The sequence below is a fragment of the Alphaproteobacteria bacterium genome, assembly GCA_020638555.1.
Classification (GTDB): Bacteria; Pseudomonadota; Alphaproteobacteria; order Bin95; family Bin95; genus JACKII01.
The window spans coordinates 1,083,422-1,109,922 of sequence record JACKII010000001.1; the positions used below are offsets into that span (position 1 = coordinate 1,083,422).

28 protein-coding genes and 1 tRNA gene are annotated in these 26,501 nt (G+C 69.2%); 13 read left to right on the plus strand and 16 right to left on the minus strand.

Annotation, left to right across the window (positions count from 1 at the left end; genetic code table 11):
* Positions 1–496 precede the first annotated feature (496 nt).
* Both H6844_04955 and H6844_04960 read left to right on the plus strand, forming a co-directional pair.
* Positions 497–937, plus strand: a complete 441-nt coding sequence (locus H6844_04955; protein MCB9928752.1) for a flagellar hook-length control protein FliK — start codon at positions 497–499, stop codon at positions 935–937.
* Between the two features lie 14 nt (positions 938–951).
* A complete protein-coding gene (locus tag H6844_04960; GenBank protein ID MCB9928753.1) occupies positions 952–1,635 on the plus strand; it encodes a hypothetical protein in 684 nt (227 codons plus the stop codon).
* A 176-nt stretch (positions 1,636–1,811) separates the two neighbouring features.
* Here H6844_04960 and H6844_04965 read toward each other — a convergent pair whose 3' ends face one another.
* The 10 genes from H6844_04965 to H6844_05010 all read right to left on the minus strand — a co-directional run bounded on the left by H6844_04965 (position 1,812) and on the right by H6844_05010 (position 10,359).
* Positions 1,812–2,273 carry a flagellar basal body-associated FliL family protein gene (locus tag H6844_04965; GenBank protein MCB9928754.1) on the minus strand — a complete coding sequence of 154 codons (462 nt, stop codon included), beginning with the start codon at positions 2,271–2,273 and terminating at the stop codon, positions 1,812–1,814.
* A gap of 131 nt (positions 2,274–2,404) precedes the next feature.
* On the minus strand, positions 2,405–3,148 hold the full coding sequence (locus H6844_04970) for a flagellar basal body L-ring protein FlgH (GenBank protein MCB9928755.1): 744 nt from the start codon (positions 3,146–3,148) through the stop codon (positions 2,405–2,407).
* Positions 3,135–3,593, minus strand: a complete 459-nt coding sequence (gene flgA / locus H6844_04975) for a flagellar basal body P-ring formation protein FlgA (GenBank protein ID MCB9928756.1) — start codon at positions 3,591–3,593, stop codon at positions 3,135–3,137. Before flgA ends, H6844_04970 begins: the two co-directional genes overlap by 14 nt.
* A gap of 2 nt (positions 3,594–3,595) precedes the next feature.
* The gene (gene flgG, locus H6844_04980; GenBank protein ID MCB9928757.1) at positions 3,596–4,381 is read right to left on the minus strand and encodes a flagellar basal-body rod protein FlgG; all 786 of its coding nucleotides are present in this window, start codon (positions 4,379–4,381) and stop codon (positions 3,596–3,598) included.
* 48 nt (positions 4,382–4,429) lie between these two features.
* Entirely contained in the window at positions 4,430–5,149 is a 720-nt protein-coding gene (locus H6844_04985) for a flagellar hook-basal body complex protein (protein MCB9928758.1), read from the minus strand.
* Complete coding sequence (locus H6844_04990) at positions 5,113–7,221, minus strand: hypothetical protein (protein ID MCB9928759.1); 2,109 nt, start codon at positions 7,219–7,221, stop codon at positions 5,113–5,115. Before H6844_04990 ends, H6844_04985 begins: the two co-directional genes overlap by 37 nt.
* A 3-nt stretch (positions 7,222–7,224) precedes the next feature.
* Positions 7,225–8,109: a flagellar motor stator protein MotA gene (gene motA, locus H6844_04995; protein MCB9928760.1), complete on the minus strand. Its 885-nt coding sequence runs from the start codon at positions 8,107–8,109 to the stop codon at positions 7,225–7,227.
* A 99-nt stretch (positions 8,110–8,208) separates the two neighbouring features.
* Positions 8,209–9,132 carry a hypothetical protein gene (locus tag H6844_05000; protein ID MCB9928761.1) on the minus strand — a complete coding sequence of 308 codons (924 nt, stop codon included), beginning with the start codon at positions 9,130–9,132 and terminating at the stop codon, positions 8,209–8,211.
* Between the two features lie 3 nt (positions 9,133–9,135).
* The gene (locus H6844_05005) at positions 9,136–9,792 is read right to left on the minus strand and encodes a hypothetical protein (GenBank protein MCB9928762.1); all 657 of its coding nucleotides are present in this window, start codon (positions 9,790–9,792) and stop codon (positions 9,136–9,138) included.
* A gap of 63 nt (positions 9,793–9,855) precedes the next feature.
* Positions 9,856–10,359: a flagellar basal body-associated FliL family protein gene (locus H6844_05010; protein ID MCB9928763.1), complete on the minus strand. Its 504-nt coding sequence runs from the start codon at positions 10,357–10,359 to the stop codon at positions 9,856–9,858.
* Positions 10,360–10,517: 158 nt separating this feature from the next.
* Here H6844_05010 and fliF point away from each other — a divergent pair, with 158 nt between their 5' ends.
* The 7 genes from fliF (at position 10,518) to H6844_05045 (ending at position 15,839) form a co-directional block, all read left to right on the plus strand.
* Positions 10,518–12,134 (plus strand): flagellar M-ring protein FliF, encoded by a 1,617-nt coding sequence (gene fliF / locus H6844_05015; GenBank protein ID MCB9928764.1) that lies wholly within the window; start codon positions 10,518–10,520, stop codon positions 12,132–12,134.
* Positions 12,131–12,787, plus strand: a complete 657-nt coding sequence (locus tag H6844_05020) for a hypothetical protein (protein ID MCB9928765.1) — start codon at positions 12,131–12,133, stop codon at positions 12,785–12,787. Before fliF ends, H6844_05020 begins: the two co-directional genes overlap by 4 nt.
* 70 nt (positions 12,788–12,857) lie before the next feature.
* Complete coding sequence (locus H6844_05025) at positions 12,858–13,148, plus strand: FliM/FliN family flagellar motor switch protein (protein ID MCB9928766.1); 291 nt, start codon at positions 12,858–12,860, stop codon at positions 13,146–13,148.
* Complete coding sequence (gene fliP, locus H6844_05030; GenBank protein MCB9928767.1) at positions 13,141–13,911, plus strand: flagellar type III secretion system pore protein FliP; 771 nt, start codon at positions 13,141–13,143, stop codon at positions 13,909–13,911. The genes H6844_05025 and fliP overlap by 8 nt, the downstream gene beginning before the upstream one ends.
* Positions 13,908–14,156, plus strand: coding sequence for a hypothetical protein (locus tag H6844_05035; protein ID MCB9928768.1), 249 nt, complete (start codon positions 13,908–13,910; stop codon positions 14,154–14,156). Before fliP ends, H6844_05035 begins: the two co-directional genes overlap by 4 nt.
* Positions 14,153–15,232: a flagellar motor switch protein FliG gene (locus H6844_05040; protein MCB9928769.1), complete on the plus strand. Its 1,080-nt coding sequence runs from the start codon at positions 14,153–14,155 to the stop codon at positions 15,230–15,232. The genes H6844_05035 and H6844_05040 overlap by 4 nt, the downstream gene beginning before the upstream one ends.
* A 4-nt stretch (positions 15,233–15,236) precedes the next feature.
* Positions 15,237–15,839, plus strand: a complete 603-nt coding sequence (locus tag H6844_05045; protein ID MCB9928770.1) for a hypothetical protein — start codon at positions 15,237–15,239, stop codon at positions 15,837–15,839.
* A 77-nt stretch (positions 15,840–15,916) separates the two neighbouring features.
* Here the strand turns inward: H6844_05045 and H6844_05050 are convergent.
* Positions 15,917–15,990, minus strand: a tRNA-Cys gene (locus H6844_05050).
* A 325-nt stretch (positions 15,991–16,315) separates the two neighbouring features.
* On the opposite strand from H6844_05050, the gene H6844_05055 reads away from it, so the two are divergent.
* The 4 genes from H6844_05055 to H6844_05070 all read left to right on the plus strand — a co-directional run bounded on the left by H6844_05055 (position 16,316) and on the right by H6844_05070 (position 21,732).
* Positions 16,316–16,972, plus strand: a complete 657-nt coding sequence (locus H6844_05055; GenBank protein ID MCB9928771.1) for a protein-L-isoaspartate O-methyltransferase — start codon at positions 16,316–16,318, stop codon at positions 16,970–16,972.
* Between the two features lie 116 nt (positions 16,973–17,088).
* The gene (locus H6844_05060; GenBank protein ID MCB9928772.1) at positions 17,089–18,363 is read left to right on the plus strand and encodes a TolC family outer membrane protein; all 1,275 of its coding nucleotides are present in this window, start codon (positions 17,089–17,091) and stop codon (positions 18,361–18,363) included.
* A gap of 17 nt (positions 18,364–18,380) precedes the next feature.
* Positions 18,381–18,935 carry a DUF2497 domain-containing protein gene (locus tag H6844_05065; protein MCB9928773.1) on the plus strand — a complete coding sequence of 185 codons (555 nt, stop codon included), beginning with the start codon at positions 18,381–18,383 and terminating at the stop codon, positions 18,933–18,935.
* Positions 18,936–19,053: 118 nt separating this feature from the next.
* Complete coding sequence (locus H6844_05070) at positions 19,054–21,732, plus strand: valine--tRNA ligase (protein MCB9928774.1); 2,679 nt, start codon at positions 19,054–19,056, stop codon at positions 21,730–21,732.
* Between the two features lie 51 nt (positions 21,733–21,783).
* Here H6844_05070 and H6844_05075 read toward each other — a convergent pair whose 3' ends face one another.
* Genes H6844_05075 through H6844_05095 form a run of 5 tightly spaced genes read right to left on the minus strand, consistent with a single transcriptional unit; the run spans position 21,784 to position 26,498 of the window.
* Positions 21,784–22,551 carry an SDR family oxidoreductase gene (locus H6844_05075; GenBank protein ID MCB9928775.1) on the minus strand — a complete coding sequence of 256 codons (768 nt, stop codon included), beginning with the start codon at positions 22,549–22,551 and terminating at the stop codon, positions 21,784–21,786.
* A 6-nt stretch (positions 22,552–22,557) separates the two neighbouring features.
* On the minus strand, positions 22,558–23,547 hold the full coding sequence (locus H6844_05080) for an ABC transporter substrate-binding protein (GenBank protein MCB9928776.1): 990 nt from the start codon (positions 23,545–23,547) through the stop codon (positions 22,558–22,560).
* Positions 23,544–24,305, minus strand: coding sequence for an ABC transporter permease (locus tag H6844_05085; protein MCB9928777.1), 762 nt, complete (start codon positions 24,303–24,305; stop codon positions 23,544–23,546). The genes H6844_05080 and H6844_05085 overlap by 4 nt, the downstream gene beginning before the upstream one ends.
* Positions 24,302–25,069 (minus strand): ABC transporter ATP-binding protein, encoded by a 768-nt coding sequence (locus tag H6844_05090; protein MCB9928778.1) that lies wholly within the window; start codon positions 25,067–25,069, stop codon positions 24,302–24,304. The genes H6844_05085 and H6844_05090 overlap by 4 nt, the downstream gene beginning before the upstream one ends.
* Positions 25,059–26,498 carry an acyl-CoA reductase gene (locus H6844_05095; GenBank protein MCB9928779.1) on the minus strand — a complete coding sequence of 480 codons (1,440 nt, stop codon included), beginning with the start codon at positions 26,496–26,498 and terminating at the stop codon, positions 25,059–25,061. The genes H6844_05090 and H6844_05095 overlap by 11 nt, the downstream gene beginning before the upstream one ends.
* Between the last annotated feature and the right edge of the window lie 3 nt (positions 26,499–26,501).

Here is a 26,501-nt window from a genome sequence, read left to right on the forward strand (position 1 = left end):
GACCCTCCGTCTGCCGAGGCCGGGGAGGGCGGGGGCGCCGAACACCGCATGGCAACCCTGGCCGGCTCCACGCCGGCTTCGATCCCGCCTTCGGCGCCGGCTCCGCTCGCGATCCGTCCCGCCCGATGCCGCGGTCCCCGGCGCAACGGCGGCTGCCACGGCAGGCGATGCAAATGTGCGCCTCCCGGCTGGCGCACCGGCAACGCGCCCGGAACCGGATGTGCTGGCAATGGCCGGTTTGGACACGGCCCCGCCATCGCCAAAGCCGGACGCGCCGGCCCCGATGCGGTTTGAGCCCGCCTTCGTCGGAATGGCGCCACCCGCCGCAATGTCCGCGGTCACGGCGGCCCCTCCCACGGACACAGCGCGGGGCAAGGAGCGGTCCGCGGCACCGGCTATGGCCGCCGGCGATCCAAGCATTCCCGTCGACCGTGTCGCCGGCCCTGCGGCAACGGCGGCGTCGGCGGCTCGCCCTTCGGCTGCGGAGCCGTCCACGGTGCCCAGCGTGAGGGAGATCCCGGTTCACATCGCCAAATCCGTCCGCGACGGTCACGCAGACCTGACCCTCGCCTTACGCCCGCCGGAGCTCGGGCACCTGACCATCCGCCTGCATTTCGCCGACGGCCATTTGCAGGTGGACGTGCGCGCCGACCGGCCGGAGACCCTGCACCTGCTACAGCGGGAGGCGGATCACTTCGAGCGCTCCCTGCGCCAGGCCGGCCTCGACGTGCGCGACGGTGGGCTGCAATTCTCGGCCCAGGGCGATGGCGGCCGCCAGCGTCCGACCGGCGGCGGCGGAGCCGGCTGGCAGGGCAATTGGGCTCTGTCCGCGGACGGGCACCCGGATTCCAACGCCAATGCCTCCGGTCGCGCCGGCGGCTCCCCGCCACTTTCCGTGTGGCTTGCCGGCGACGACCGTCTCGACCTTCGCCTTTAAGAGGAACTGCGTCCATGGCCTCCATCGCCCCCACGTCCAGCCCGACCGCCGCCGACCCGGTCGCGGCGATCCGCACCCAGGCCGACGCCCTGGTCAAGGAAAAGGCCGCGGACGATTTCGACAAATTCCTGTTGCTGATGACCGAGCAATTGCGCCAGCAGGATCCGCTGAACCCGACCGACGCCACGGAGTTCGTCGCCCAGCTGGCCACGTTCTCGTCGGTGGAACAGTCGATCAAGTCGAACGAAAAGCTGGATCGGCTGATCGCCACGACCACGGGCCTCGCGGACACCAGCGCCACGGCGCTGATCGGCAAGACGGTGGAATCGGCGACCGGCCAAGTGGCCGCCTCCGGCGAGCCGGTGGCCTTCTCCTATGAGCCGGTGTCGGATGCGAACCGGCTGGTGGCGCAGGTGCGCGATGCGGGGGACCGGCTGGTGCGGGAAATTCCGCTGGATGCCGGCACGTCGCAAGCCCTCTGGGATGGGCGCGACAGCGACGGCAACCCGGTGACGACCGGGCAGCAGACGATTGCGGTGCTGCAATACGCCGACGACCGGTTGCTGACCAGCGCCCCCGCCGTGACCGCCAGCCGGGTGACGGAAGTTCGGATGCAGGCGGATGGCACGCGCCTGGTGCTGGCGAACGGTGCCGAACTGACGGCGGACGAGGTTCGGGCGATCCGGGCCGGGGAGTGACGGTGATATTCCCCGGACGGTGCGGAGCGCCGATGTTCCCCGGACGGTGCAAGGCACCGATCCGGGGCCGCTCGCGTCGTGCGAACACCGCCGGCGCGGGTGTTCGATGAAGGACACCGGTCCCGGCGCACCGCTCCGCGGCGGCCGGGAAACACCGGCATTCCGTATCTGCGGACTTAGCGATCCTGTTTCAGCAGGTCGCTGATCAGCACCGCGTTGACTTCGGGCCCCAGGAGGTTGCGGGCGGCGGCCAGCAGGCGGCCGCGCAGTTCCTTCTGCACCATCGGGGCGAACATATCGCCGTCAAAGGCGCCCTCGGCTGCCATCTCGAACAGGATTTTCAGGAACAGGTCCCGCAGCCGCGGCTCGCGCAGCAACACCTCTTCCGAGGCCCCCTCGGTCACTTCCAGTTGCAGGTTGGCGACCACCAGGGCGGTGACGCGGCGGTCGGACTGGAGCGGGACCACGAACTGCGAGTTGAACTTGACATAGTCGAAGCGCGAGGGTGCCGCATGAACCATCGGCTTGGCATCCTCCATGTCGGCCCCGTGCGGGCCGGCAGCGCCGAGCATGGCGCCGGCGACGGCGCCGCCGGCCAGCGAGACGATGCCGGCAACGGCGATGATGATCGGTTTCATGGGCGGTGGGTCCTCGCTCGGCCGGGGTTAGAGCAATTTCAAGCACAATGGGATCGCTGTGCGACTCGGATACTTGCGTAAAATCAAATGGCTGGAGCGGGTGCCGTGAGCCAAGGCGAACGGAAACCGCTCTAGAAGGGCAGGACGCGGTCCAGCACTTGCTGGCCCAGGCGCGGCTGTTGCAGGTCGGTGATCTGGCCGCGGCCGCCATAGACGACCCGGGCTTCCGCGATCTTTTCGTAGCTGATCGTGTTCTGGCGCGAGATGTCTTCCGGCCGTATCACGCCCGAGACCTGCAGGTCGCGCAGTTCGAAATTCACCCGCACCTCCTGGCTGGCATAGATCACCATATTGCCGTTCGGCAGCAGGTCGGTGACGGTCGCCGCCACTTTCAGTTCGATGGTCTCCTCGCGCTTGATCGTGCCGGAGCCGTTGCTGGTGGAATCGCTGTTGGCGGACACCAGGGAGGAGGGATCGGGCTTGCCGGGCAGGATGCGCACCAGGGGCTTTTCCAGGCCGAACAGGTTGGGAATGCCCATGGCCTCGCTGGCATCGCGCTGGCGGGATGTGCTGTTGTCGATCTGGGCCTTGTCGTCGATCTTGACCAGCACGGTCAGAATATCGCCGATATTGCGGGCGCGGCGGTCGCCGAACAGCGAACGCGGACCCGATTGCCAGAGCGAGGCGGTCGTCGCCGGCCGGTCGATGGGCTTGGGCGGCGCGGTGATCTCGGCCGGCGGTGCGATCTGGGTGCGCGAGGCGCCGGCGGGCGACATGGTGGGCTCCTTGCCCAGATGATCGAAGCCGGCACAGGCGCTGAGCCCCAGGCTCAGCGCCAGCGGGACGAGGCGGAGGGGGAGGCTACGACGCGACATCGACCGTCTCCGGCCCGCTGACGCGGCCGTAAATCGTGCGCCGGGAATCCAGGTTCATGACCCGGATGATGGTGCCGAGGCCGCCCCGATCCAGCGCCCGGCCCACCGTGGTCAGGTCGAGCCCGCCCTGCCGGAAGCGCAGCGTGACCCGGGCGTTCCGCTCGACCAGGGTGATCGGGCCGATATCGTGCTCGCGGATCGGCCGGTTGGCATAGAGGCTGCGCTGTGCCTCCTTGCCGATCGCGGCGCCGGGGGACTGGAGCGTGTCGGCGGCCGGGGGTTGGCGGACGGGCTGCAAGGCGACGTCCTCGGCGGCGATGACCGCGCCGGCGGGGATGGTGCGAACGGGGACCAGCACCTGGGAGCCGGCGAGCGCGCCCGCCGCCCATCCGACCAGCGCCAGGCCGAGGACGGGCGCGGCCAGCCGGCGTGTGAGGCCGAACATGGTCAGCGCACCTGGTTGGCGGCGGCCAGCATCTGGTCGGCGGCGGTGATGACCTTGGAATTCATCTCATAGGCCCGCTGCGCCTCGATCAACTGGGTGATCTCGGTGACGATGTCGACGGAGGACTGCTCCAGATAGCCCTGGCGCATGCTGCCGCGCCCGTCGGTGCCGGAATCGCCGACCTGGGCGTCGCCGCTGGCGGTGGTCTCGGTGAACAGATTGCTGCCGCGGGCTTCCAGCCCCTTTTCGTTGATGAAGGTCGCCAGCGTGATCTTGCCCAGCTCCTGCGGCGCCTGGCCGTTATCGAAGATCGCGAACACCTGGCCGTCGGCGTTGACGCTGACCGAGCGGGCGTCGGCGGGGACGGTGATCGACGGCACCAGCGGATAGCCTTCGGAGGTCACCACTTGGCCGTCGGGCGACAGTTTGAAACTGCCATCGCGGGTATAGGCGCTGTCGCCGGAGGGCAGTTCGATCTCGAACCAGCCGCGGCCCTCCAGGGCCAGGTCGAGCTGGCCGTTGGTCTGGCGCAGCGTGCCCTGGGCCGGCTGCATGGCGACGGCAGCGGTGCGCACGCCCAGGCCGAGCTGGATGCCCGCCGGGACGACCGTGCCCGTGTCCGACGAGACCTCGCCCGCGCGTTGCGCCTGCTGATAGAGCAGGTCGGCGAATTCCGCCCGGCGGATATTGTAGCCGGTGGTGCCGACATTCGAGATGTTGTTGGCGATGACCTCGACCCGGGTTTGCTGGGCCTGCATGCCGGTGGCGGCGATTTCCAGTGCGCGCATGATCTCTCGTTACCCTCCGATTGCCGTTACGAGAAAAAGGCCAACGCCTCAGTTGGCGTTGCCTGCGATGTCCGTGACCTGGCGGATGCGCTCATGTTCGGATTGCAGAATGGCCTGCCCGCGCTCATAGGCGCGCTGGATCTCGATCAGGTGCACCAGTTCGGTCACGGGGTTGACATTGCTTTGTTCGCGAAACCCCAGGGCGAATTGCGGCTCCTCCACCTGCGGCGGGCTCTCGGCCCGGAACAGGCCGTCGCCGACCCGCTCCAGCCGCGGCGCCTCCAGTGCGAACAGGCCGAGGCGCCCCAGTTGGAGGCCGCCGGCGGAGACGGTGCCGTCGCGGGCGATGCCGATTGCGGTCGCATCGGGGGGGATCTGGATCGGCGCGCCGCCGGCGTCCAGCACCCGGTTGCCGGTCGCGAGCTGTACCAACTCGCCATCCGGGCTGACGGCGAAACGGCCGTCGCGGGTGTAGACCGTCTCGCCGTTGCGCTCGACGCTCAGCATGCCGTCGCTCAGAATGGCCACCGATAGCGGATCGCCGGTCTGCGCCGCGACGCCGGGCGTCAGGTCGGTAAAGGTGGCGGGGTCCGAGCCCATGGAAAGGCGATCCCCTTCGGCCGGCAGGTGCTCCACCACCTGTCCGAACAGCGTGCCCTCGCGTTTGAAACCGGTGGTGCTGACATTGGCGATGTTGTTCGCGACCACGTCCATCTGGCGTTGCAGGGCCGTCAGGCGGCCGAGGGTGACATAGATCGGATTGTCCATGGGGGCCTCACGATCCGGGGGCTGGCTTGGGGAACAGGGCGCGCACCTGCCGGCTGCGCTCCAGCGTTGCGGCGATGGCGTCGGGCAGCGTCAGGCTGCCGGGCAGGGGCCTGGCGGTCAGGGCCGCCGCGGCGTCGCCGAGCCCGGCGGCATTGGCGATGGCGATGGCCCGGGCGGTCGCGTCCGATGCGAGCGTGGGGCCGGCACTCATATAGTCGGCGGCGAGCGCGCGGATGGCGGCCTGGCCGGCAGCGGGCGCGGCCTCTTTCGGCGGCTTCGCCGGCAGGGTCCGCGCATAGTCGGCGGCGGCGGCGGGGCCAATCGGCACCGGCCCAGCGCAGGGCGGCGGCGTCGGGTTTTGCGGCCGCGGCCGCCTCGCCGTACCGGCCGAGGCGGGCGAGGGCCTGGCGTTCCAGGTCCTCGGCCGATGGCCCGGTAAGGGCCGGCGGCGCGCGCAGGGCGGCCAGCGCCTGCTCGGCTTGGCCGCTGCGCAGCCGGGCCTCCGCCCGCATCAGGCGCACGGTTGCCGTGACCGCGGCGCCGGTCAGGGGCGCGAGGATTTGCGTTGCCGCCGACGGCAGGCCGACGGACAGCATGCGTCGGGCCAGCTTGGTGCGGACGGCCACCCCCGCCGGGTTGTCGGCGAGGAAATGGCTGTCGTCGGCGAACAGTTGCAGAGCGTCCGCAACGCTCATGGCCGACGGGTCGGCAAATGCCGCCTCCAGGATGGAGCGGGCCTTGGCCACGATGGGCGCGAGGCTGATTTCGGGCGGCAGGCGCTCGGCGGCATCGCCCAGCGCTTCCAGGGCCGCGGGGAAATGGCCCTGGGCCGCATGGACGTCGGCGGCCAGCAGGGCCGTGGACAGCAATCGCCGGTCGCCGCGATAGTCGAACAACGCGCTCCGCATCTCGTCGGAAGCCCGCTCCGGCAGCGGCGCGCCCGCCGCCAGAGCATGCCGGATCCGGAACAGGCGCACCTGGCGGGCGGCGTCGCCGCCTGCGGCCAGCGCCTGCGAGAAATACCAGTCGGCGCGATTGGGGCGGCCGTGCATCAGCGCGAGACGACCGCGCAGCGCAGCCATCGGCCCGACCACGTTCTGGGCCGGGGCCGGGTCGACCAGCGCCAGCAACTCCTCCGCGAGTTCGAGATCGTCATGGTCGAGCGCGATGCGGGCCAGTGCCAGCGCCATGACGGTGCGCGGATGTTTGGGAAACGCGGCCAGCGGGGCGAGCGCATCGCGGCTGGCTGCGAGCGCTTCGGCCGCTCGGTTGTGTGCCGCGAACCAGGCGGCCCGCCAGACTGCGCCGTCGCTGTAGCAGGCGACCTGATCGGCCAGGGTGTCGCCGGTCCGATCGGCGCGGTCGAGCAGGATGCGGACCGCGTCCAGCAGCGGCCGCGGCGTGGTTCCGAGCGCGATCAGAGAGGCCAGCGCCTCCTGCGTGAACCCCTCGCTCAGGTAAAAGAGCGCCAGATCGTGCAGCGTGCCGGCGTCCGTGCGGGCCGCGATCTCGGCCCGCTGGCGGCCGATGGCGGCGAGGAACCCGCGCCGGTCCGTTGGTGCGTGCGGCCAGTCGACCAGCGGCGTGCCCGGTGGCCCGGCACAGACCGGCGCTGCTTCCGCGCTGGCCGGCGGGTCCGTTTGCGCGGTTTCGGCGGGGGCGCCGGGCGCGGCTTCCGGTTCGCCCGGTCGCTGCTGCACGTTGGTGAGATTGGCCGGCGGCGGTGACGGTGGCATTGCCTTGGCCGGGTCGTGCCCGGGTTGTGGGCTGTCGGGGTCTTTCCCGCCGCCGATAAAGCCTTGTTCGGCGGCCCAGCGCAGCGAGGCGCGCAGCCGCTCGACCTCCTGTGCCGTGAGGCTGCCGTCGGCGGGCGGCACGCTCGCCAGCGGTGACGCGGCGGCAGCGCGCGCGCCGGGTGGCCGGGGCCGCGGCAGGATGGGGTGGCCGGTCGCGGCGTTGGGAATCGGCGCCGCCGCGACCGAGCCGTTCGGTGCGGGAGCCGCCGACGCCACGGGCGCGGTCGCGCCGAGGCTCAGCGTCAACAGCAGGGACGGGAGGACGGCGGCTCGCATCGCTCAGGCCGCTGCCGCCAGGGTGGCGGTGCTCTTCAGGGTGTCGAGGGCGTTTTCCACCTCGAAGAACGACGGCTGAATATGCCCCGGCACGCTTTTGCGGCCCACTTCGATGCAGATATTCGGCTGGTGGCGGTTCAGATAAGCCACCAGCACGTCGCGGATCAGCCCATAGAAGCGCGCCTCTTCGTCGTGAATGGCCTTGATGCGGGAGGCGAGCGGCCCCACCACGCCATACGACAGAAACACGCCGAGAAAGGTGCCGACCAGCGCGCCGCCGATCATCTTGCCCAGGATTTCCGGCGGCTGGTCGATGGCGCCCATGGTCTTGATGACGCCCATGACCGCCGCAACGATGCCCAGCGCCGGCAGGCCGTCGGCCATGGTCTGGAGCGCACCGGAGGTGGCCAGCACCTCCTCATGGTGCTTTTCCAGCTCGCGCTCCATGATGTCGTCGACCTGGTGGGGATTGTCGAAGCTCATGCCGGCGGCGCGCAGGTAATCGCAGATCAGGTCGGTGGCGTGGTGATCGTGCAGGATTTTCGGATAGCGCTTGAAAATGTCCGACTCCTGCGGAGTTTCCACATGCGCTTCGATCGCCATCGGGTTGGTCCGGCCCAGCCGCACCAGTTCGAACAGCAGGCACAACAGGGCCGTGTAGTCGTCCTTTTTCCATTTCGGGCCCTTGAGCGCCTTGGCGAAGTCCTTGCCGGTCTGCTTCAGGATCGTGCCGCCGTTGGCTATCATGTACGCGCCGACCGCTGCGCCGCCGATGGTCAGCATTTCGTGCGGGATGGCTTCCAGGATGATTTCCAGATGTCCGCCCGCCAGCACATAGCCGCCGAACACACACGCAAGCACCACCACCACACCGATGATCGGAAGCATCGTCGTCCTCGTTTCAGTCCATCGGGGCCGCGGGGCCCGGGCCGGGCCGTCCGCCGCAGGGAGTATCGGGCAGAAGCCTTAACAAGGCGCTGAAACGGCTCATTCCTGACGCACCGCGCCCGAGCGGCCGGCCAGCAACAGGCTGACGGCGAACGCTTTCTCCGGGTCCATGTTCGCCATGATCAGGGCCGAATTCGTCTTGCGCATGCGGCGGACGAAGCCGGCGGCGATTTCCGGCGGCATCCGGTCGAAAATCTGGGCCGCCTGCTTCGGCTTCATGCGTTCGTAGATGGAGACGAGTTGCATCGCCTCGTCCTCGGCCGCGGTTTCCGCCTGGCCGAACGCGGCCTTCAGCGCCTTCTGCTGGGTTGCGAGTTCCGCCAGTTGCGCGGCGACTCGTTTTTCGATGACCTCCAATTCGCGGCGGCGGCCGGCCATGGTCGCTTCCATGGCGTCCAGCTCCCGCTCCCTCTCGCGGGCGGCAGCGAGGAATGCTCCGTCGAGGCAGCCGGACGGCGAGCCGGGGTCGGCGGCCGCGTCGCTGGTTGCCGAGGGCGGGGAAGGGCTGTCCCGGGTGGCCATGGCTGCATGGCTGGTGTCTTCGGCCCTGGCGGCTGCGGCGCCCGCGGGACCGCCGCCGGCGGGCCTGGCGTTGGTGGTCATGGCGTTGGCGCTCGCTGCGGCGGCGGGTTCGCTCTCCTGCGGTTCGGGTTTTGCGTCATGCTCGGCCTCTGCCCCGCGCCCGGCCCCGTGTTCGGCCCCGTGCTCGGGCGTGGCGGCGTGCGCGGGAGCGGCAATCAGGGCGGCGATGTCGTGGCGCATGTCGTTGGCGCGCAGGACCGCCGTCGCGAGGAAGGCCGAGGCCATGAGATAGAGCGCGGTCGAACTGCGCCGGCGGGCCTCGCTGCGGGCTCTCGCCAGGCTGACGGAAACCGGATTGGCCTTGGGTCGCGCGGCAGCGGCGGGACAAGAGGCGGCGGCTCCCGTCTGCGCCGCCGGTTGGATCGGCTGGGCGGGCGGCATGGATCACGCTCCCTTACGCAAGGCCGAACCGTTGCGCACGGCCGGGCCGGCATGGCGATTGCGGCGGCGCATGATCGGCATCACGTCCGGCAGCGGATCCCCATCGTCCTCGCTTTGGTCCAGCGCCATGGCGTCCAGTAGCAAGGCGTCGTCATCGTCGCCAGCGGCGGAGGGGGAGGGGCGCCGCGGCAGCGGGGGCGCGGCCTTGTGCGCCTCTTCCGCCGGCAGTCCGTCGGAGAGGTCCGGCCGCCAGGTCTCCCGCTCTTCCGCGCGGCGGGCGCGCTGGCGGCGTTTGTTGGCGGCTTCGACCAGGCTTTCCAGGGACTGGACCATCTGGCGGGCGTCGGACAGGCGGTTGGCCACGTCCGCCAGCAATTGTTCGCTTTCGTCCTGCTGTTCGGCCGCCCGCTCCGACAGGGAGCGAGCTTCGGCCAGCCGACGCTGCAACTGGTCCGACTCGGTGCGGGCGGCCAGGCGGGTTTGTTCCAGGCTGGCGTTGAGCCGTTCCACGGCCTCGGTCATGTCGGCGATGCCCTTGCCGACGCCCTGGTCGGCGCTGGCCAGCCGGCGGACCCGTCGTGACAGCAGGATGCAATAGAAACAGGCGGCGAAGCTTGTGGAAATCAAAATTCCATCGATGAAAATATTAAATCCGGTCATCGTCAGTGTCCCGCATTCACGTGTTAAATATTGACGGGGAGGTGTTTCGGCGGGTGTCCTGGCCTAGCGCAGCAGGAATTCGCCGATCAGAACCGCGTGAACCGCATCCTCGCCGGTGACCAGTTGTACGCGGCGCAGCATCTCGGCCCGCAACGTTTCCATTGCCAGAACGGAGGAAACATCCCGTTCGTCCACGGACCGAAGAAAGACATTCAAAGTATCCATGATTCTCGGTTCCGTATTGCGGATGATTTGTTCCTGGTTTTGGTTGGTTTCCAGATAGATTTTTGTGCGCAAATATCGGGAATACGCGGTTTTTCCAAGTGGAATGACGAGTTCAGGCAGGTGGTAATACGCAATATTTTCCATTGGTTTTGGGTCTTTTGCATGAGATTCCGCCGGGGAATGCTCGGCTTCGGTCGGGCCGAACGGCAATGGGAGCAGGCCGCTCATGCCGATGCCAAAGCCGCCGCCGCCCGCCACCGCCACGACGGCGATCAAGAGGATCAACCCCATTCTCCCGCCTTTTTTCGGCGGCTCCTCGGCTGCGACTTCTGTCATGTCCATCCACCTGTCTCTTCTTGCGAGGGGGCGGATCATGCCTCAACCCCCTAAACGGGTTATTAATCTAACCTGCGCATTGTCTTGCTCGTGACTTTTCACACGGTTTCGGCCGGGCGCATTGCGCGCCGGCTACCTCAAGCCAGAAGGCGAGCAGAGCGGGCATGGATCGGCTCATCGAAAACCTGCAAAAGCTGGGCGTCGGCCGGTTGCTGGCATTGGGGCTCGGCATTGCCGCGACGGTTGCGGTGATCGGCTATCTCGCCCTTTCGACCACGCGACCGGATTTCGTGCCCCTCTATTCGGGCCTGGACGCGCGGTCCGCCGGCGAGATCGCGACGCGGCTGGATGGGATGGGCATTCCCTACGAGGTGTCCGGCCCATCCTTGCTGGTGCCCTCGACGGCCCGCGACCGCGCCCGGATGGCGCTGGCGGCGGACGGTCTGCCGCGCCAGGGGCAGGCCGGTTACGAATTGCTGGACGGGCTGAACGGGTTCGGCGTGACCGCCGACATGTTCGACGCCACCTATTGGCGCGCGAAGGAAGGCGAGCTGGCGCGTACGATCACGGCGCTGGACAATGTGCGCAACGCCCGGGTGCATATCGCCCGGCCGGCGCGCACCGCCTTTTCGCGCGAGCGGGTGGCGCCATCCGCCTCGGTGGTCATCACCACCGCCAGCGGCGCGGCGCTGACCCGCCGGCAGGCCTCCGCCGTGCGCCATCTGGTGGCGCTGGCGGTGCGCGGCCTCGAACCCGCGCGGGTTTCGGTCATCGACAGTTTTAATGGCCTGATGCCGGGGCCGGATTCCGGTGACGGCGCGTTGAGCGTCGACGATGCCCGCATCGCCCGCGAGGCGCGCATCCGGGCCGAACTGGAAGCCCTGCTCACCGCCCATGTCGGCGCCGGCCGCGTGCGGGTGAGCGTCGCCGTGGAGACCGACAACGAAACCGAGTCCGTGACCGAGCGCTCCTACGACCCCGAGGGCCGGGTGGCGGTGCAGACGGATGTGTCGGAATCCGCCGAAAACCGGACGGAACCGGCCGAGAGCGCCGTCGGCGTCTCGGGCAATCTGCCGGAAGCCCAGGCCGACAAGGCCAAGGGCGGCTCCAGCAACAAGTCCGAAACCTCCGAGCGCACGAATTACGAAGTCTCGGAGGTGCGGCGCGAACGGCACAAGCTGGCCGGCGCGATCAAACGCATCTCGGTCGCGGTGCTGGTCGACGGCACGCTGGTGCCCAACGCCGACGGCGAGCCCCAGTGGCAGGCGCGCAGCCCCGAGGAACTGGCCACCATCGGCAAGCTCGTGCGCTCCGCCATCGCCTTCGACGAGGCGCGCGGCGATACGGTGACGGTGGAGAACCTGCCCTTCGCGCTGTCCGCCAGCGACGAGGCAACGCCGCCGGACAGCGGCCTGGCGTCGGCGGTGGCCGGCAATGTGGTCGACCTGGCGGAAATCCTGGGCCTGGTGTTGGTGGTCGCGCTGCTGATGTGGTTCGTGGTCCGCCCCCTGACCAACGGCCGCGCCTGGGGGCCGGTGGCCGCGCCGGCGCTGGAGCCGATGCCGGAGGACGAGCCGTTGCTCGGCTATGACGGCGGCGCGGATGCCGCCCCGGCCGGCGACGGCGAAGACGACAGCCTGGCCGTCGCGCAGTTGGCAGCGCCTGCCCCCTCGGACCACCCGCAGGTGGCGCGCCTTCAGGCCATTGTCGACGACCGGCCGGACGAGGCCTTTGCCCAGATCCGCCAGTGGCTGCACGAGAGCGAGGAGGAGGCGGCATGACCGTATCCCCGATGCGGCTCCGCGACTTCGCGCTGGAGGCTCGGGTGCGCCGGGCCGAGGCCAGCGCCTACAGCGCGGCCGAACTGGCCGCCGCACGGCGCCAGGGCTTTGCCGAGGGCGAAGCCCGGGGCCGTGCCGCAGCCGAAGCGGTCGCGACCCAGGCGGCGGCGGACCAACGGGCCGAATCCGAACGCCTGATCGGTGACGTCGCGACGCTGCGACGCGAGGCGGACGCGCTGTTGGCCGACGCGCTCGGCGGCCTGGAACAGGCGTTCCGGGCGGCCTTGACCGCCATCGCCCCCGGATTGGCCGAGCGGGAGGCGATCCGATCTTGCGCCGCCGCCTTGCGGCAGGCCGGGGAGGCGGTGCGGCTGCCGGCGGTTGCCGTCCGGGCGCATCCCGAGACGGTGACGGCACTTCAGGCTGTCACCCCGCCCCTGCCCGAGACCTTGCGGTTGCAGCCGGATTCGGCCCTGGCCGATGGCGTCGTGCGTCTGGCGTGGGACGAGGGCGGCGGCGGGATTGCGCCGGACGCCGCCATCGCGGCGGTGCAGAGGGTTTTGGACCAAGTGCTGACTTCTGGACCGGAATGCGGCGGCCGTGCCGATCCGGTCGCATCGATCGGGAGCGAGACCGATGACCGACGAAACTGAGACGAACGCCAGCGACCCGGAAGCCGGCGTCGTCGACGCAGAGTATGAAGAGGGCGCGGTTGCGCCGACCATGGCCCAGGCCCTGGCCGCCGCCGCCCGGGACACCGGCTCGCGGCGCGCCATCTTTTCCGTGCCGGTGGAGGTGGTGGTCAGCGTCGGCAAGGCGCGCCCGCCCATCGGCGAACTCATCAACATGCGCCGCGACGGCATCATCGTGCTGGACCGGCGGATCGACGATCCGGTGGATATCCGCATCGGCGACCGGGTGATCGCCCGCGGCGAGCTCCAGGAACTGGAGGATGGGTCCGGGCGCCTCGGCGTCCGCATGACGGAGATCGTCGATGCTCTCGGCAATGGCTAGGACGCCCGCCGTGCGTCGGGTGCGGCCGCTGTTGTTGGCGGCGTTGGGCCTGACGCTCCTGCTGCTGCCGGGCGCATTGCTGCCGGGCCTGGCGCTGGCCCAGTCGGTGTCCATCGATCTGGGGCCGGACGGCGCGCTGACGCCGCGGCTGGTCCAGCTCTTCGCCATCGTCACGGTGCTGAGCCTGGCGCCCGGCGTGCTGATGATGGTCACCTGCTTTCCGTTCATGGTGACCGTGCTCTCGATCCTGCGCCAGGCCATCGGCGTGCAGCAGGCGCCGCCGAATATGATGATCGTCAGTCTGGCGCTGTTCCTGACCTTCTTCGTCATGGCGCCGGTGTTCGACCAGGCCTGGCGCGACGGCATCGCGCCCTATATGGACGGCGATATCACCGAGCAACAGGCCATCGACCGGACCGTGGCGCCGTTCCGCACCTTCATGGAGGCACGGGTGAAGGACAATCACGGCGGCCTGATGCTGAAACTGGCCCGCGCCCGCGTGGACGAGGACGGCCATATGCCGCTCTCGGCCTTGCTGCCCGCCTTCATGATCACCGAGATCGAGCGGGCGTTTCAGTTCGGCTTCGTGATCTTTCTGCCCTTTCTGGTCATCGACATCGTGGTGGCCTCCATCCTGATGGCGATGGGCATGATCATGGTGCCGCCGGTCATGGTGGCGCTGCCGTTCAAGCTGGCCTTTTTCACGGTCAGCAATGGTTGGGACCTGATTGCGGGGTCGATGGTTGGGAGTTATGGCGGATGAGCGGGAATTCGGACCGGGAGGCGTCCGGCGCGCTGGCGGCTACGGTCGGCGCCATGGTGCGGCAGGCGCGGGCGGACGGTTTGCCGCTTGCCGGCAGCGATGGCTCGGCCCTGACGGCGCTGCTGCGCTGCCACGGCTTCGATGCGCCGCCCTTGCGCACCGCGGCGCCGCCGCTGGCGCGCCTGCTGGCCGAACTGCTGACGCCGTCCCGAACCGGCCACACGCGTGGGAGAGATGACCGATGAGCCCGACCGACCCGACCGACCCGACCGAGCCGAGCCGGAACCCGCTGGCCCTCGTCTCGCATCGCCCGCTGGCGCCGGACGAAAAGGCGGCGGTGGTCGTCTACAGCATGGGGGAGGAGCGGGCCGAGAAATTGCTGAGCCGCATGGACGAAAGCGACTATCGCCGCTTCGCCCGGGCCATGAACCGCCTGGGGCCGGTCGATGCGGCAACCGTCGATGCGGTGCTGGGCGAATTCGCGGTGGCGGTGGGCGACGGCGCCATGGTGCGCGGCGGGACGACCGAAACCCGCCGCTTCCTGACCCGCTTCCTTGAGGAAGGGCAGGTGGACCAGATCATGCAGGAAATCGGCGGTCCGTCGGGCCGCGATGTCTGGGAGAAGCTCTCGAACACGCCGGAGCAGACCTTGTATGCCTATCTGCGCAACGAACAGCCGCAATCGGCGGCGGTGATCCTCAGTCGCATCCGGCCCGAAAAGGCCGCGCGCGTGCTGCAATTGTTTCCCGAGGGCAAGGCGAACGAGATCATTCTGCGGATCAGCCGCACCGGCACCATCGACCGGCGGATCATGGCGGAGGTCAAGGCGACCTTGCAGGACGATTTGCTGGCCGCGCTGAAAAAACAGCAGACCACGCGCCAGCCGCACGATGTGATCGGCAACCTGTTGAACCAGATGCCGCCGGACCGGGCAGCACCGATCCTGAACGCCTTGCAGGACCACGATCCCGACCTGGCCGGCAAGGTGCAGAAGGCGATCTTCGCATTCCCGGACTTCGCCAGCCGGGTCAGCGCTGCGGGTGTGCAGGCGGTGATCAAGAACTGCGAGCGCGACACGCTGGTCCTGGCCCTGACGCTGGCGAAGCGCAACGCGCCCGAAGTGGTCGACCACTTTTTCGACAACATGTCGAAACGGGTGGGCGAGCAGATGCGCGAGGACATGGAGACCGCGGGGCCGGTGCGCCTGAAGGATGCGCAGGACGCCCAGCAGGCGGTGGTGAGCCTGGCCCAGTCCCTGGCCAAGGCCGGCGAGATCGAGATCACCGATGGCGACCAAGCGGACGAGCCGCTCCTGGATTAGCCCCGTGGCCTTGCCGCGCACCGGCCCTTGGCTCGCCGCGGGCCGCGCCGTTCTGCGGGGTGTGGCAACGCCCCCCTGGGCCCGGTCGCTGACCGACCTTCTCGAGCGGACGGACCCGCAGGCGGTCCTTGCCGGGCTGCGAGCGCGGGTCGGGCGGGCAGCGGCCCGCCGGGCGGCCGCCGGCGTGGCCCCGGCAAAGGAGGGAGGCGAACCGGAGGCGTTGTCGCGCCGTCTCGGCTGGGAATTGCGCGAATGGCGGCCGGAGGCGCCGGGACCCGTCCGCTTCCTGGCGTGCCACTGCCAGGCCCTGCCGGATCCCGTCTCCCCCGATCCTCAGCCGTCGTCGGACCGGTCCGCTTGGCGGTTCGAGGTGATGGTGGAGACGACGGCGGGCCGGTCCTTCGTGGTGGTCGGCCGCCTGGACCGGACCCAGCTGCGCTTGCTGCTGCGATCCACCGATCCGTTGTCGGAGCGGGAGCGGGCCCGATTGTCCGAGGTGGTTGGTCGCCTGCGGCTGGCGGACGGGCAGCGGGCGGTGCTGAATTTCGACCCGGTCGCGAAGGGATCAGGGCGCGCAGGCGCCCGTGCTGTCGACCGGCGGGCCTGACCCGGTCGGCGATGCAAGGGCCGGGCCAAGCCGGGAAACGGGCCAAGCCGGGAAACGGGCCAAGCCGGGATAAGGGGTGGAGGCGCGAACCGGAATCGAACCGGTGTACGAGGATTTGCAGTCCTCTGCATCACCACTCTGCCATCGCGCCCCGCATCCGTCGGTTCCTGAAACCGAAATTCCCTGGACCGGAAATGGGTCGGAACCGGAGGCCGGTCAATAGATTGGTCCTCGCCGATCGTCAAGTCCGTTCCGCCCGGCCGCCGACACGCCGCGCCGGCGCGGCACCGAATCCGGGTTGGCGGCATCGTTCTTCCCTTGCTTTGTTGGCAAAAATCGGTTGTGTTCTGCGTACGCCGCCAAAGTTTTGGAGTGGTGACGTAGCGCTCCGAGCTTGGCTTGGTGGTATCGTGCGGCATCAGGCTCGCATCCCCATCGACGATAGGCCCCATCGACAATAGGATTGTCCGCTCGCTATGACCGATTTTGTCCTTGCCCGTCGCAACATGGTCGAAAACCAGCTTCGGACCAACAAGGTAAGCGATCCGCGGGTGATCGATGCCATGGCCACCGTGCCGCGGGAAGCGTTCGCGCCCTCCGGCAGGCGGTCCGTCGCCTATATCGACGAGCCGTTGCCGCTTGGCGGCGGGCGCTGGCTGCCGCCGCCGATGATTGCGGGCCGCATGTACCAGCTGGCCGCCCTCGGCCCGGGCGATCTGGTCCTTCTGGTCGGCGCCGGCACCGGCTACGGTGCCGCCATTCTCGGCAAATTGGCCAGTGCCGTGGTCGCGCTGGAGGAAGACGAAGCCATGGCCCAGAGCGCCGAGCAGGCCCTGGGCGGGGTGGAAGCCGACAATGTGGTGGTGGCGCACGGGGCGCTCGCGGCCGGCTGGCCGAAACAAGCCCCCTATGATGCCATTGTATTCGAAGGGAGCGTCGAACACGTGCCGGACGCGATTCTCCAGCAACTGGCGCCGAACGGCCGGCTGGTCGTCGCCATTGCGGGGCCGACAGGTGTTCCGGTCCTCACGGTCATGCGCAAAGCGGGTGATACGGTTGCAGCGGATCGCGTTTGCGATGCGAATGTGCCGTTGTTGCCAGGTTTCGAACGGGCGCAGGAGTTCGTCTTTTGAGCAATAAGTTTTCCGCTGTTTCTTGGCTGGCACTGGGATTGGCGTTCGGGCTTGCGGTCGCAGGCCCGGATGGCGCGAGCGCACAGTCGCTGCTCGATACCTTTGCCAAGGCCTATATGAGCAATCCGACCCTGGAAGCGCAGCGGGCGCAGGTGCGGGGCACCGACGAAAACGTGAACCAGGCCATCAGCCTGTGGCGGCCCACGGTGACCGGCACGGCATCGGCGGGTGTCGCCTACCAGGATTCCAACCCGGCGATCGACCGCTACCAGACGCGGACGCCGGCCTCGGTTCAGCTGGAGGTGGTGCAGCCGCTCTATCGCGGCGGGCGCAATCCGGCGGCTTTGGCCCAGGCCGAAAACCAGGTGCTGAGCGAGCGGGCGGCCTTGCTGTCGGTCGAGCAGCAGGTGTTGCAGTCGGCCGGCGTCGCCTATGTCAACGTGGTGCGCGATCAGGCCGTGGTCGAACTGAACCTGAACAACGAGGAGGTGCTGCGCCGCCAGTTGCAGGCGGTGCGCGACCGGTTTCAGGTGGGAGAAGTGACGCGCACCGATGTCAGCCAGGCGGAGGCCCGGCTGTCCCGCGCCATCGCCGACCGACGGGCGGCCGAAGGCAATCTGGAAACCTCGCGCGCGAACTACGAGCAGGTCGTCGGGGTGGCGCCGGGCGTGCTGGTGCCGCCGCCGCCGCTGCCGGGCCTCCCCGCCTCGCGCGACGAGGCGATCCAGCGCAGCCAGAAGGACAATCCGCTGGTGGTGCAGGCGGTGTTTTCGCATCTTTCGGCGACGAAAAACGTCCGCGTGATCGAAGGGGAGTTGCTGCCGTCCGCCTCGCTGGTCGGGCAGGTGCGGCAATCGTATGAAAATTCGGCCGCCGACGTCAGCGCATTCAACGCGCAGGCCCTGGCCCAGGTGACCGTGCCGCTGTACCAGTCCGGCTCGGTCCGTTCGCGTGTGCGTCAGGCCAAGCAACAGGCCTCGCAGCGATTGGTCCAGGTGGAGGAAGCCCGGAGGGCGGCCATCGAAAGCGCCACCGCCGGCTGGGAACAATTGTCGGCGACCCGCAACCAGATTTCGGCCCTGCGGTCCGAGGTCACGGCGCAGGAGATCGCGCTGGATGGCGTGCGGCAGGAAGCGCTGGTCGGAACCCGCACCGTGCTGGATGTGCTGGACGCCGAGCAGGAATTGCTCAACGCCCGCGTGAATCTGACCCGTGCGCGGCGCGACGAAGTGGTGGCGTCCCTGTCGCTGGCGGCGTCTGTCGGCTATCTCACCGCCGAAACGCTCGACCTGTCGGTGCCACGTTACGACGTGCGGGCGCACTATAATGCCGTACGCGGCGCCTGGTTCGGCACCGATGTCGGCAGCCCCTGGCAGCCTGCGGACAAATAGCGCGGGCGGGGCCGATCATGTCCAAGCGGGAGAACGAACCCGGCCATCTCGCTGACGAGGCGTTCTATGCCCGGCTCCGGGACCTGGCGCGGGGCGATGGCAGGGCGGCGGGCCGGGATGCGCCATTGGCAGCGCATGCCGCCAAACCCGACGAGCCCCTGGAGTTGACCGCCGTCGTTCGCGGGGCCGAGACTGTCCCGGTGCCGATGAAGCCGAAATCCCTGGCGGAACGCCTGTCCCAGCGCGTGCCGGGCTCGCTCCCTGTTCCCCCTGCCGCGGCCATCCGGCCGGACCCGGAGGACGAGGCGGGGCCGGAGGCGGAGGACGACCATACCATTGCCGGCGTTCTGGCCCGGCTGGATGCGCGCGAGCGGGATCTGTCCGCTGCCGGACGCGGCGTCGGAACCCCGGTGTCCGGCCGCCCGCTGGACCGGATCGTCGAGGATGTGTTGCGTCCGATCCTTGCGGATTGGCTCGACCGGAATTTGGAGCGCATCGTCCGCGATCAGGTCGATGTGGCGTTGCAGGCGGAAGTCGCCGCCCGGGAGCGGGGCCGGCGGGCCGACGACTGACGCGCCCGTTTGTGGCTGCGCCTCTTGCCGCGGGGCAAAAAATTTTGCATTGCGATATGGTCCGCGCCCCCGGGTTGGCCTGTAGCGAGGCCGGCCCGCGAGCCGTTGGAGAGATGCCATGCCCAATTCCGTCGCCGCTTCCGCCAAGGCCCCGCTGGATAAGACCTTCGAGCCGGCCGGCGTCGAAGCGCGCCACTACCGGGACTGGGAGGCCTCGGGGGCGTTTGCGGCCGATCCCGAGTCGAACAAAGAGCCCTATACCATCATCATGCCGCCGCCGAACGTCACCGGCAGCCTGCATATGGGCCACGCGCTGACCTTCACGCTGCAGGACGTGCTGATCCGCTATTGGCGCATGCGCGGGCGCGATGCGCTGTGGCAGCCGGGCCAGGACCATGCCGGCATCGCGACCCAGATGGTGGTGGAGCGGCAACTGGCCGAACAGGGCGTGACCCGGCACGACCTCGGCCGCGAGGCCTTCGTCGAAAAGGTCTGGGCGTGGAAGGGGGAATCCGGCGGCACCATTTCCGGCCAGTTGCGCCGGCTCGGCGCCTCCGCCGACTGGCCGCGCGACCGCTTCACCCTGGACGAGGGCGTCTCCCGCGCCGTGCGCAAGGTGTTCGTCGACCTCTATCGCGAGGGGCTGATCTACAAGGACAGCCGCCTGGTCAACTGGGACCCGGCGCTGGAAACCGCGATCAGCGACCTGGAGGTCGAGCCAAAAGAGGTCAAGGGCCATCTCTGGTATTTCCGCTATCCGGTGGAGGGCCAGCCGGATCGCTTCCTGACCGTCGCCACCACCCGGCCCGAGACCATGCTGGGCGACACCGCCGTCGCGGTGCACCCGGATGACGAGCGCTATCGCGACCTGATCGGCCAGCACTGCATTCTGCCGATCGTCGGCCGCCGGATCGTCATTGTCGGCGACGAGTATGCGGACCCGGAGACCGGCTCCGGCGCGGTGAAGATCACGCCCGCCCACGACTTCAACGATTTCGAGGTCGGGCGCCGCCACGATCTGGAGATGATCAACGTCCTGGACCGCAAGGGCCGCATCAACGAGAACGCGCCCGCAGACTATCAGGGCCTGGACCGGTTCGAGGCGCGCAAGAGGGTGGTTGCGGCCATCGAAGCGTTGGGGCTGCTGGAGAAGATCGAACCGCACACGCATATGGTGCCCTATGGCGACCGCGGCGGCGTGCCGATCGAGCCCTATCTGACCGAACAATGGTATGTGGACGCCAAAACGCTGGCCAAGCCGGCCATCGAGGCGGTGGAGACCGGCCGCACCAAGTTCGTGCCCGAGAACTGGTCCAAGACCTATTTCGAGTGGATGCGCAACATCCAGCCCTGGTGCATCTCGCGCCAGCTCTGGTGGGGCCACCAGATCCCGGCCTGGTACGGCCCGGATGGGCAGGTGTTCGTCGCCCATGACGACGCCGAGGCCGCGGAACGGGCGTTGCAGCACTATGGCAAGGCGGTGGCGCTGCAGCGCGACCCGGACGTGCTCGACACTTGGTTTTCCTCCGGCCTCTGGCCGTTCTCGACGCTCGGCTGGCCGGACCAGACGCCGGAATTGCAGCGCTACTACCCGGGCGACGTGCTGGTCACCGGCTTCGACATCATTTTCTTCTGGGTCGCCCGCATGATGATGCTGGGCATCCATTTCATGGGCGACGTGCCGTTCCGGCATGTCTATATCCACGCCCTGGTCCGGGACGAAAAGGGCCAGAAAATGTCAAAGTCCAAGGGGAATATCATCGATCCCCTGGAACTGATCGACCGCTATTCCGCCGACGCGCTGCGCATGACGCTGGCGGTGATGGCGGCGCAGGGCCGCGACATCAAGCTGGCGCCGCAACGGGTCGAGGGCTACCGCAATTTCGGCACCAAGATCTGGAACGCCGCCCGTTTCTGCGAGATGAACCAGTGCGCCCTGCCGGCCGGCTTCGACCCGGCGGGCGTCGCGCAGACCGTCAACCAGTGGATCGTCGGCGAGACCGCGCGCGCCGCGGCGGAGACGGCGGCCGGGATCGAGGCCTACAAGTTCAACGAGGCGGCCGGCGGCGTCTATCAGTTCGTCTGGAACACGTTCTGCGACTGGTATCTGGAATTCATCAAGCCGATCCTGAACGGCGATGACGCCGCGGCCGCGGCCGAGACGCGGGCGACCGCCGCCTGGGTGCTGGACCAGATCGTGCTGATGCTGCACCCGTTCATGCCCTTCATCACCGAGGAGTTGAACGATCATTTCGGCTTCGTTCCGGATCGCCCGCTGATCACCGCCGACTGGCCGGACGGGCAGGGGCTGGAAGCGCCGGCGGCCAAGGCCGAGATGGATTGGGTCGTGCGCCTGATCACCGACATCCGCGCCGTCCGCGCCGAGATGAACGTGCCGGCGGGCGCGCAGATCCCGTGTCTGGTGCAGGGCGCCGCGGCCGAAACCCTGGAACGGCTGGAGCGCCATGCGGGCTATATCCTGCGTCTCGCCCGCCTGACCGGCGTCGAACCGGCGACGGACATGCCGAAGGGCGCCGTGCAGATCGTGGTCGGCGAGGCCACCTATGGCCTGCCGCTCGCCGACGTGATCGACATCGCGGCCGAGCGGGATCGCCTGACCAAGGCCATCGACAAGGCGGAGAAGGAAATGGCCGGCATCGACAAGCGCCTGGCCAATCCCGGTTTCCTCGCCAAGGCGGACCCGGCGGTGGTCGAGGACACGCGCGAGAAGCGCAACGACCTGGCCGGCCAGCGCGACAAGCTGGCGGCGGCCGTGGCCCGGCTGGCGGAGATGTAGGCGCGGGTCCCGGTCCGCCGCCGGTTCCGCCGGCGGCTCGCGGGGTGAGGCTCAGCCCATCACCAGGCCGCCATCCACGTAGAGCGTCTGGCCCGTCATGAAGCGGGCCCAGTCGGAGGCCAGGAACATCACCGGCCCGGCCACGTCCTCCGGCGCAGCGATGCGGCGGAGGGGCGTCTGGGCGATGAGGGCGTCTTTCAGCCCTTCCCTGGTGCTGCGGCTGGCCTCGGTCGGATAGACCAGGCCGGGGCAGACCGTGTTCACCCGGATGCCGAGCGGCCCCAACTCGACCGCCAGATTGCGGCTGAAGCCGATTAGCGCCGCCTTGGCCGTGGCGTAGTCGTGATAGGGCACCACCGGCCGGGCCACCAGATTGGTGGCGATGGTGACGATGCACCCCTCGGCCCGTTCCAGCATGGACGGCAGCACGGCCTGCACCACGCCATGCGCGGCCTTCACTGAACCGTCGATCTGAGTCTGGAAGGCGTCCCAGCCCAGTTCCCAGAACGGCGTGCGCGCCTCCGGGTCGAAGACATAGGGGCTGAAGGCGTTGTGCACCAGAACGTCGATGGTGCCGAACGCGTCCAGGGTCTCGGCCGCCAGCCGGTCGACGGCGGCGCGGTCGGTGACGTCCGCCGCAATCGCCAGCGCATCGCCGCCCAGCGCCTGGCAGGCCGCGACCGTGGCGGCAGCGGCCTCGCCATTGCGCCGATAGTTGACGGCCACGGCCGCCCCCTCCGCCGCAAAACCCTTGGCGATGGCCGCGCCGATGCCGCGGCTCGCGCCCGTGACCAGAACGGTCTTGCCGGCGAAGTCCATGCGCGCTCAGTCCGGCAACAGGTCGGTCTTGACCACCTGGCCCATGTCCAGATGGGTCTTGAGCAGACCATGCAGATAATAGGCGGCGGCACCCTGTTGCAGCACGTCCAGATCGAAATGGCCCAACCCCTTGGCCCGCGTCGTCTCCGACTGGGCGGAGGCGTTGCGGAGCTTGATGATCGCCAGGTTCACCGCCTCGTCGCGGCCGTTGATCGACCGGGTGACGGCGATCTTCGCCGCTTCCTCCGGATGGGCGATCATCCAGGCGGCGCTGTCGCGGTAGCCGGCCAGGAACCGGCGCAACAGCGGCTTGTTGGCTTCGTAATAGGCGCGCGGCACGACGAACAGGTCGGACGGCACGTTCAGGCTGTCCCGGACATTGATCACGTTGACCTCGCCCAGCCCTTTCAGCTTGCCGACATAGAGGCCGGTGTCGGTGGCGGCGGTGGCGTCCACCTGGCCCTGGATCACCGGGGCGAAGTTGAGCAGGCCGGTGACCTGGATCGTCACGTCCGCTTCGCTCAGACCCACTTCATGCAACAGGAACAGCAGGTTCTGCCGGGTGCCGCTGTTGAGGCCATAAACCCCCACGGTCTTGCCCTTCAGGTCCGCGGCGCTCTTGATGCCCCGATCCACCGGCGAGACCACATTGAACACGTTCTGCGGGTAGATGTTGTAGATCGCCACCAGATCCTCGCCCCGGTCCAGCGCCTGATAGAGCGAGGACGGATCGGTGAAGGCGACATTGGCGGCGCCGGACAGCATGTTGGTGATGGCCGAGCCGCCGCCCGTGCCCGGCACATAGCCGAGGTCGATGCCCCGGGCCTTGAAAAAGCCCTTGTCCGGCTCGGCCAGGATGTTGGTGATCTCGCTGATCGGCTTGCCCCAGCCGGCGATGGTGACCTTGTCGAGCGCGTGGGCCAGACCCGGCGCGAGGGCGGAAAGGGCGGTCAGTCCCAAGGCCGCAACAGCGGCGGCGAGCGTGCGCAATTTCATGCTTCGTTTCCTTTCTGCCAGCCGCGCAGCAGCCAGCGTTCGGCCAGAACGGTCAGGTGGTAAAACAGCATCCCCATCGCCGTGATGACGATGAACAGGGCAAACATCAGGGTGGAATCCATCATCCCCTGGGCGGCGATGATGCTGGCGCCGAGGCCCAGGCCGCCGGTGATGAACTCGCCGACCACGGCGCCGACCAGCGCCAGGACGATGGCGACGCGCACGCCGGAGAGGATCAGCGGCAGGCCCGCGGGAATCTTCAGGCGCAGCAGCGTCTGCCAGCGGGTCGCGCCCAGCATGCGGAACAGGTCGCGCTTGTCCGGCGGCGCGGATTGCAGCCCGGTGATCGTGTTCTCCAGCAGCGGGAAGAAACAGATCAGCGCGGTGATGATGACGATCGAGGTCAGGCCGAAGCCGAACCAGACGATGAAAATCGGCCCCAGTGCCAGCTTCGGCACCACCTGACTCGCCAGCACATAGGGCCAGAGCAGCCGGCGCAGAAACGCCACCTCGCCCAGCACCAGCCCGCAGACGAAGCCGATGGCGCTGCCGAGCGCGAAACCCAGCAGGGTCTCCGCGCCGGTCACCCAGATGTGCGGCCAGAGAAAGCCTTGCGTCAGCCCCTGCCAGAGCACCGTCAGCACCGCCGACGGCGCCGGCACCACCAGGGCCGAAACGCCGGCCCACCGCACCCCGCCCTCCCAGGCGAGGCCGAACGCCAGCAGCAGGCTCAGGGAGAGCAGTCGCGTCGCCGTCATGCCGCGGCCTCCGCCGGCGGCGCCAGGGCGGCGCGGATGTCGTGGCAGAGCGCGGTGAAGCGCGGGTCGTAGCGGCTTTCGGCGCCATGCCGGGCCGGCAGGTCGACGGCGAAGGTCCGGCCGATCCGGCCCCGCGCCATGACCGAGACATGGGTGCCCAGATAGACCGCCTCGGCCATGTCGTGGGTGACGAACAGCACGGTCGTGCCGCGCTCGCGCGTGAGCCGCAGCAGGTCGTCCTGCAACTCCTCGCGGGTGATGGCGTCGAGGGCGGCGAAGGGTTCGTCCATCAGCAGCGCCGGCGGCGCCGTGACGAGCGCCCGCGCCAGCGCCGCCCGGCTCTGCTGCCCGCCGGACAACTGGCGCGGATAGCGCGGCCCGTGCTCCGCAATGCCCAGCCGGTCGAGCCAGTCCAGCGCCGCCGCCCGGTCCGCCGGCCGCACCCGGCGGTGCAGCGAGATCGGCAGCAACACATTGTCCAGCACCGTCCGCCATTCCAGCAGCGACGGGCTCTGGAACGCGAACCCCACGTCTCGCGACGGCCCGGTCAGCGCCCGGCCGGCAATGCGGACCCGCCCGGCGGTTGGTAGCACCAGGCCGGCGGCCAGTTTCAGCAGGGTGGTCTTGCCGCAGCCGCTGCGCCCGACCAGGCAATGAAAGTCGCCGGGCGCCAGCGCCAGGTCGGCGCGGTCCACCGTCGGCCCCTCGCCGGGATAGGCATAGCTGGCCTGCTCGACGGCCAGGAAGGGCGGGTCAGTCGGCATAGCCAGCCAGCCGGTCCGCCACGGTTTCCGCGCGGGCGTCGATTTCGCAGATCTGGACCAGGTCCAGCAGGTTGAAGCGACCGTCATGGTGCCAGCCGGCTTCCGGCGCGGTCATGTCGCCCAGCGCGGAAATGCGGGTGACGCCGGCCTCGCCCAGCGCCGCGGCCAGCCGCACCAGGTCCTCCGGCGGCGCGGCGAGGCCAACGGTCTGAAGCAGGGGGCGGAACGGCGCGACCATAGCCGGCACGGCGGCCAGGTCGTCCACGGCCACCACCCGCACCGCGCGGTTCAGGCAGGAAGGGCCGAAGCCGGCCTCGCCTTCGTGAACCGACACGCTCCAGCTGCCGGCGGCGTCGCCCAGCACCGTGCCGCCCTGGGCGAATTCCTCCCGCTGGCGCCAGGCCGCGACGGCGCTTGTCTCCGCCAGCGTCAGGCCGCGGCGAGGGTAGCGCTCGCCAAAAGCGGCCAGTTCGCGAGCCAGATAGCGGGCGAAGGTCCGGGGCGGGATGGGGCCGCCCCGCTCCACGAACACCACGTGCGGCGCAAAACACCCCTGCTGGTCGTAGCGCGCCACGTCATGGGCGGCCCGCCGCGCGGTTTCGCCGGCCTTGGCCGGGTCCAGCGCCGCCGCGGCGATCATGGCGAAGCTGACCTTGTGGCCGTAGGCGAGGAAGCGCCTGGCCGGCGGCATCCGGCCCTGGATCGCCGCCAGGGACTCGGTGCCGCCATAGGCGAGCGTCAGGTCGGCCACCTGCAACAGGGCGCGCTCCGGCGCCTCCGCTCCGCCCGGCCACCAGACCACGGCCAGGCAGTCGGCCAGATCCGGCGCCTCCTCGGCCAGCAATTGCGCGAACCCGGTGGCGAACAGCGGTTCGGCGCTCGGCAGTTTGCCGATATTGCCGGCCTTGACCAGCAGGCCGCTGACCAGGCTCCAGAGCGGCAGGCCCGGCACATTGCCGGCCCAGATATGCGCCAGCACCGGCGGCCCGAACGCCCGACCGAGACCGCCCTTCGGCAGCGGCTGGAAGCCGTCGAGCATGGCGGGGTTGGTGAAATCCTCGGCCAGGAAGCGCAACAGCTCCGGCTTGCGGAAGGTCTTGAGATACTGGGTCAGGCCCAGCCGCACCATCTCGCGGTCATAGCCGGTGACGACCGGCAGCAGGTCTTCCATGCGCCGGCGATACGGGTCCTGCCGGTCGAGCAGCCGGGCAATGGCCCGGTCGATGGCCTCCACCACGCGCGCGACGGGCTGCGCGCGCAGGCGCTCGGCCGCATGCCGGCGCACATGCGCGGCCAGACGGGCGATCTCGTCCGGACCCAGCACCGGCACCTCGACCGCCAGGGCCTGGCCGGTGCGGTCGAAGGTCAGCGTTTCCCAGCGGAGGGCCGTCGGGTCGAGACCGGGAAGATAGCCGGCGCGCTCCACCATGGC

Coding starts and splice junctions, on each gene's coding strand:
- H6844_05070 (MCB9928774.1), top strand. CDS start 19,054: ATGCCCAATTCCGTCGCCGCTTCCGCCAAGGCCCCGCTGGATAAGACC.
- H6844_05055 (MCB9928771.1), top strand. CDS start 16,316: ATGACCGATTTTGTCCTTGCCCGTCGCAACATGGTCGAAAACCAGCTT.
- H6844_04985 (MCB9928758.1), bottom strand. CDS start 5,149: ATGGACAATCCGATCTATGTCACCCTCGGCCGCCTGACGGCCCTGCAA.
- H6844_05060 (MCB9928772.1), top strand. CDS start 17,089: ATGAGCAATCCGACCCTGGAAGCGCAGCGGGCGCAGGTGCGGGGCACC.
- H6844_05035 (MCB9928768.1), top strand. CDS start 13,908: ATGAGCGGGAATTCGGACCGGGAGGCGTCCGGCGCGCTGGCGGCTACG.
- H6844_05095 (MCB9928779.1), bottom strand. CDS start 26,498: ATGGTGGAGCGCGCCGGCTATCTTCCCGGTCTCGACCCGACGGCCCTC.
- H6844_05005 (MCB9928762.1), bottom strand. CDS start 9,792: ATGACCGGATTTAATATTTTCATCGATGGAATTTTGATTTCCACAAGC.
- fliP (MCB9928767.1), top strand. CDS start 13,141: ATGGCTAGGACGCCCGCCGTGCGTCGGGTGCGGCCGCTGTTGTTGGCG.
- fliF (MCB9928764.1), top strand. CDS start 10,518: ATGGATCGGCTCATCGAAAACCTGCAAAAGCTGGGCGTCGGCCGGTTG.
- flgG (MCB9928757.1), bottom strand. CDS start 4,381: ATGCGCGCACTGGAAATCGCCGCCACCGGCATGCAGGCCCAGCAAACC.
- H6844_05090 (MCB9928778.1), bottom strand. CDS start 25,069: ATGCCGACTGACCCGCCCTTCCTGGCCGTCGAGCAGGCCAGCTATGCC.
- H6844_04990 (MCB9928759.1), bottom strand. CDS start 7,221: ATGCGAGCCGCCGTCCTCCCGTCCCTGCTGTTGACGCTGAGCCTCGGC.
- H6844_05025 (MCB9928766.1), top strand. CDS start 12,858: ATGGCCCAGGCCCTGGCCGCCGCCGCCCGGGACACCGGCTCGCGGCGC.
- H6844_04970 (MCB9928755.1), bottom strand. CDS start 3,148: ATGTCGCGTCGTAGCCTCCCCCTCCGCCTCGTCCCGCTGGCGCTGAGC.
- H6844_05085 (MCB9928777.1), bottom strand. CDS start 24,305: ATGACGGCGACGCGACTGCTCTCCCTGAGCCTGCTGCTGGCGTTCGGC.
- H6844_05080 (MCB9928776.1), bottom strand. CDS start 23,547: ATGAAATTGCGCACGCTCGCCGCCGCTGTTGCGGCCTTGGGACTGACC.
- H6844_05040 (MCB9928769.1), top strand. CDS start 14,153: ATGAGCCCGACCGACCCGACCGACCCGACCGAGCCGAGCCGGAACCCG.
- H6844_05000 (MCB9928761.1), bottom strand. CDS start 9,132: ATGCCGCCCGCCCAGCCGATCCAACCGGCGGCGCAGACGGGAGCCGCC.
- H6844_05020 (MCB9928765.1), top strand. CDS start 12,131: ATGACCGTATCCCCGATGCGGCTCCGCGACTTCGCGCTGGAGGCTCGG.
- H6844_05065 (MCB9928773.1), top strand. CDS start 18,381: ATGTCCAAGCGGGAGAACGAACCCGGCCATCTCGCTGACGAGGCGTTC.
- H6844_04965 (MCB9928754.1), bottom strand. CDS start 2,273: ATGAAACCGATCATCATCGCCGTTGCCGGCATCGTCTCGCTGGCCGGC.
- H6844_04960 (MCB9928753.1), top strand. CDS start 952: ATGGCCTCCATCGCCCCCACGTCCAGCCCGACCGCCGCCGACCCGGTC.
- motA (MCB9928760.1), bottom strand. CDS start 8,109: ATGCTTCCGATCATCGGTGTGGTGGTGGTGCTTGCGTGTGTGTTCGGC.
- H6844_05010 (MCB9928763.1), bottom strand. CDS start 10,359: ATGGACATGACAGAAGTCGCAGCCGAGGAGCCGCCGAAAAAAGGCGGG.
- H6844_05075 (MCB9928775.1), bottom strand. CDS start 22,551: ATGGACTTCGCCGGCAAGACCGTTCTGGTCACGGGCGCGAGCCGCGGC.
- flgA (MCB9928756.1), bottom strand. CDS start 3,593: ATGTTCGGCCTCACACGCCGGCTGGCCGCGCCCGTCCTCGGCCTGGCG.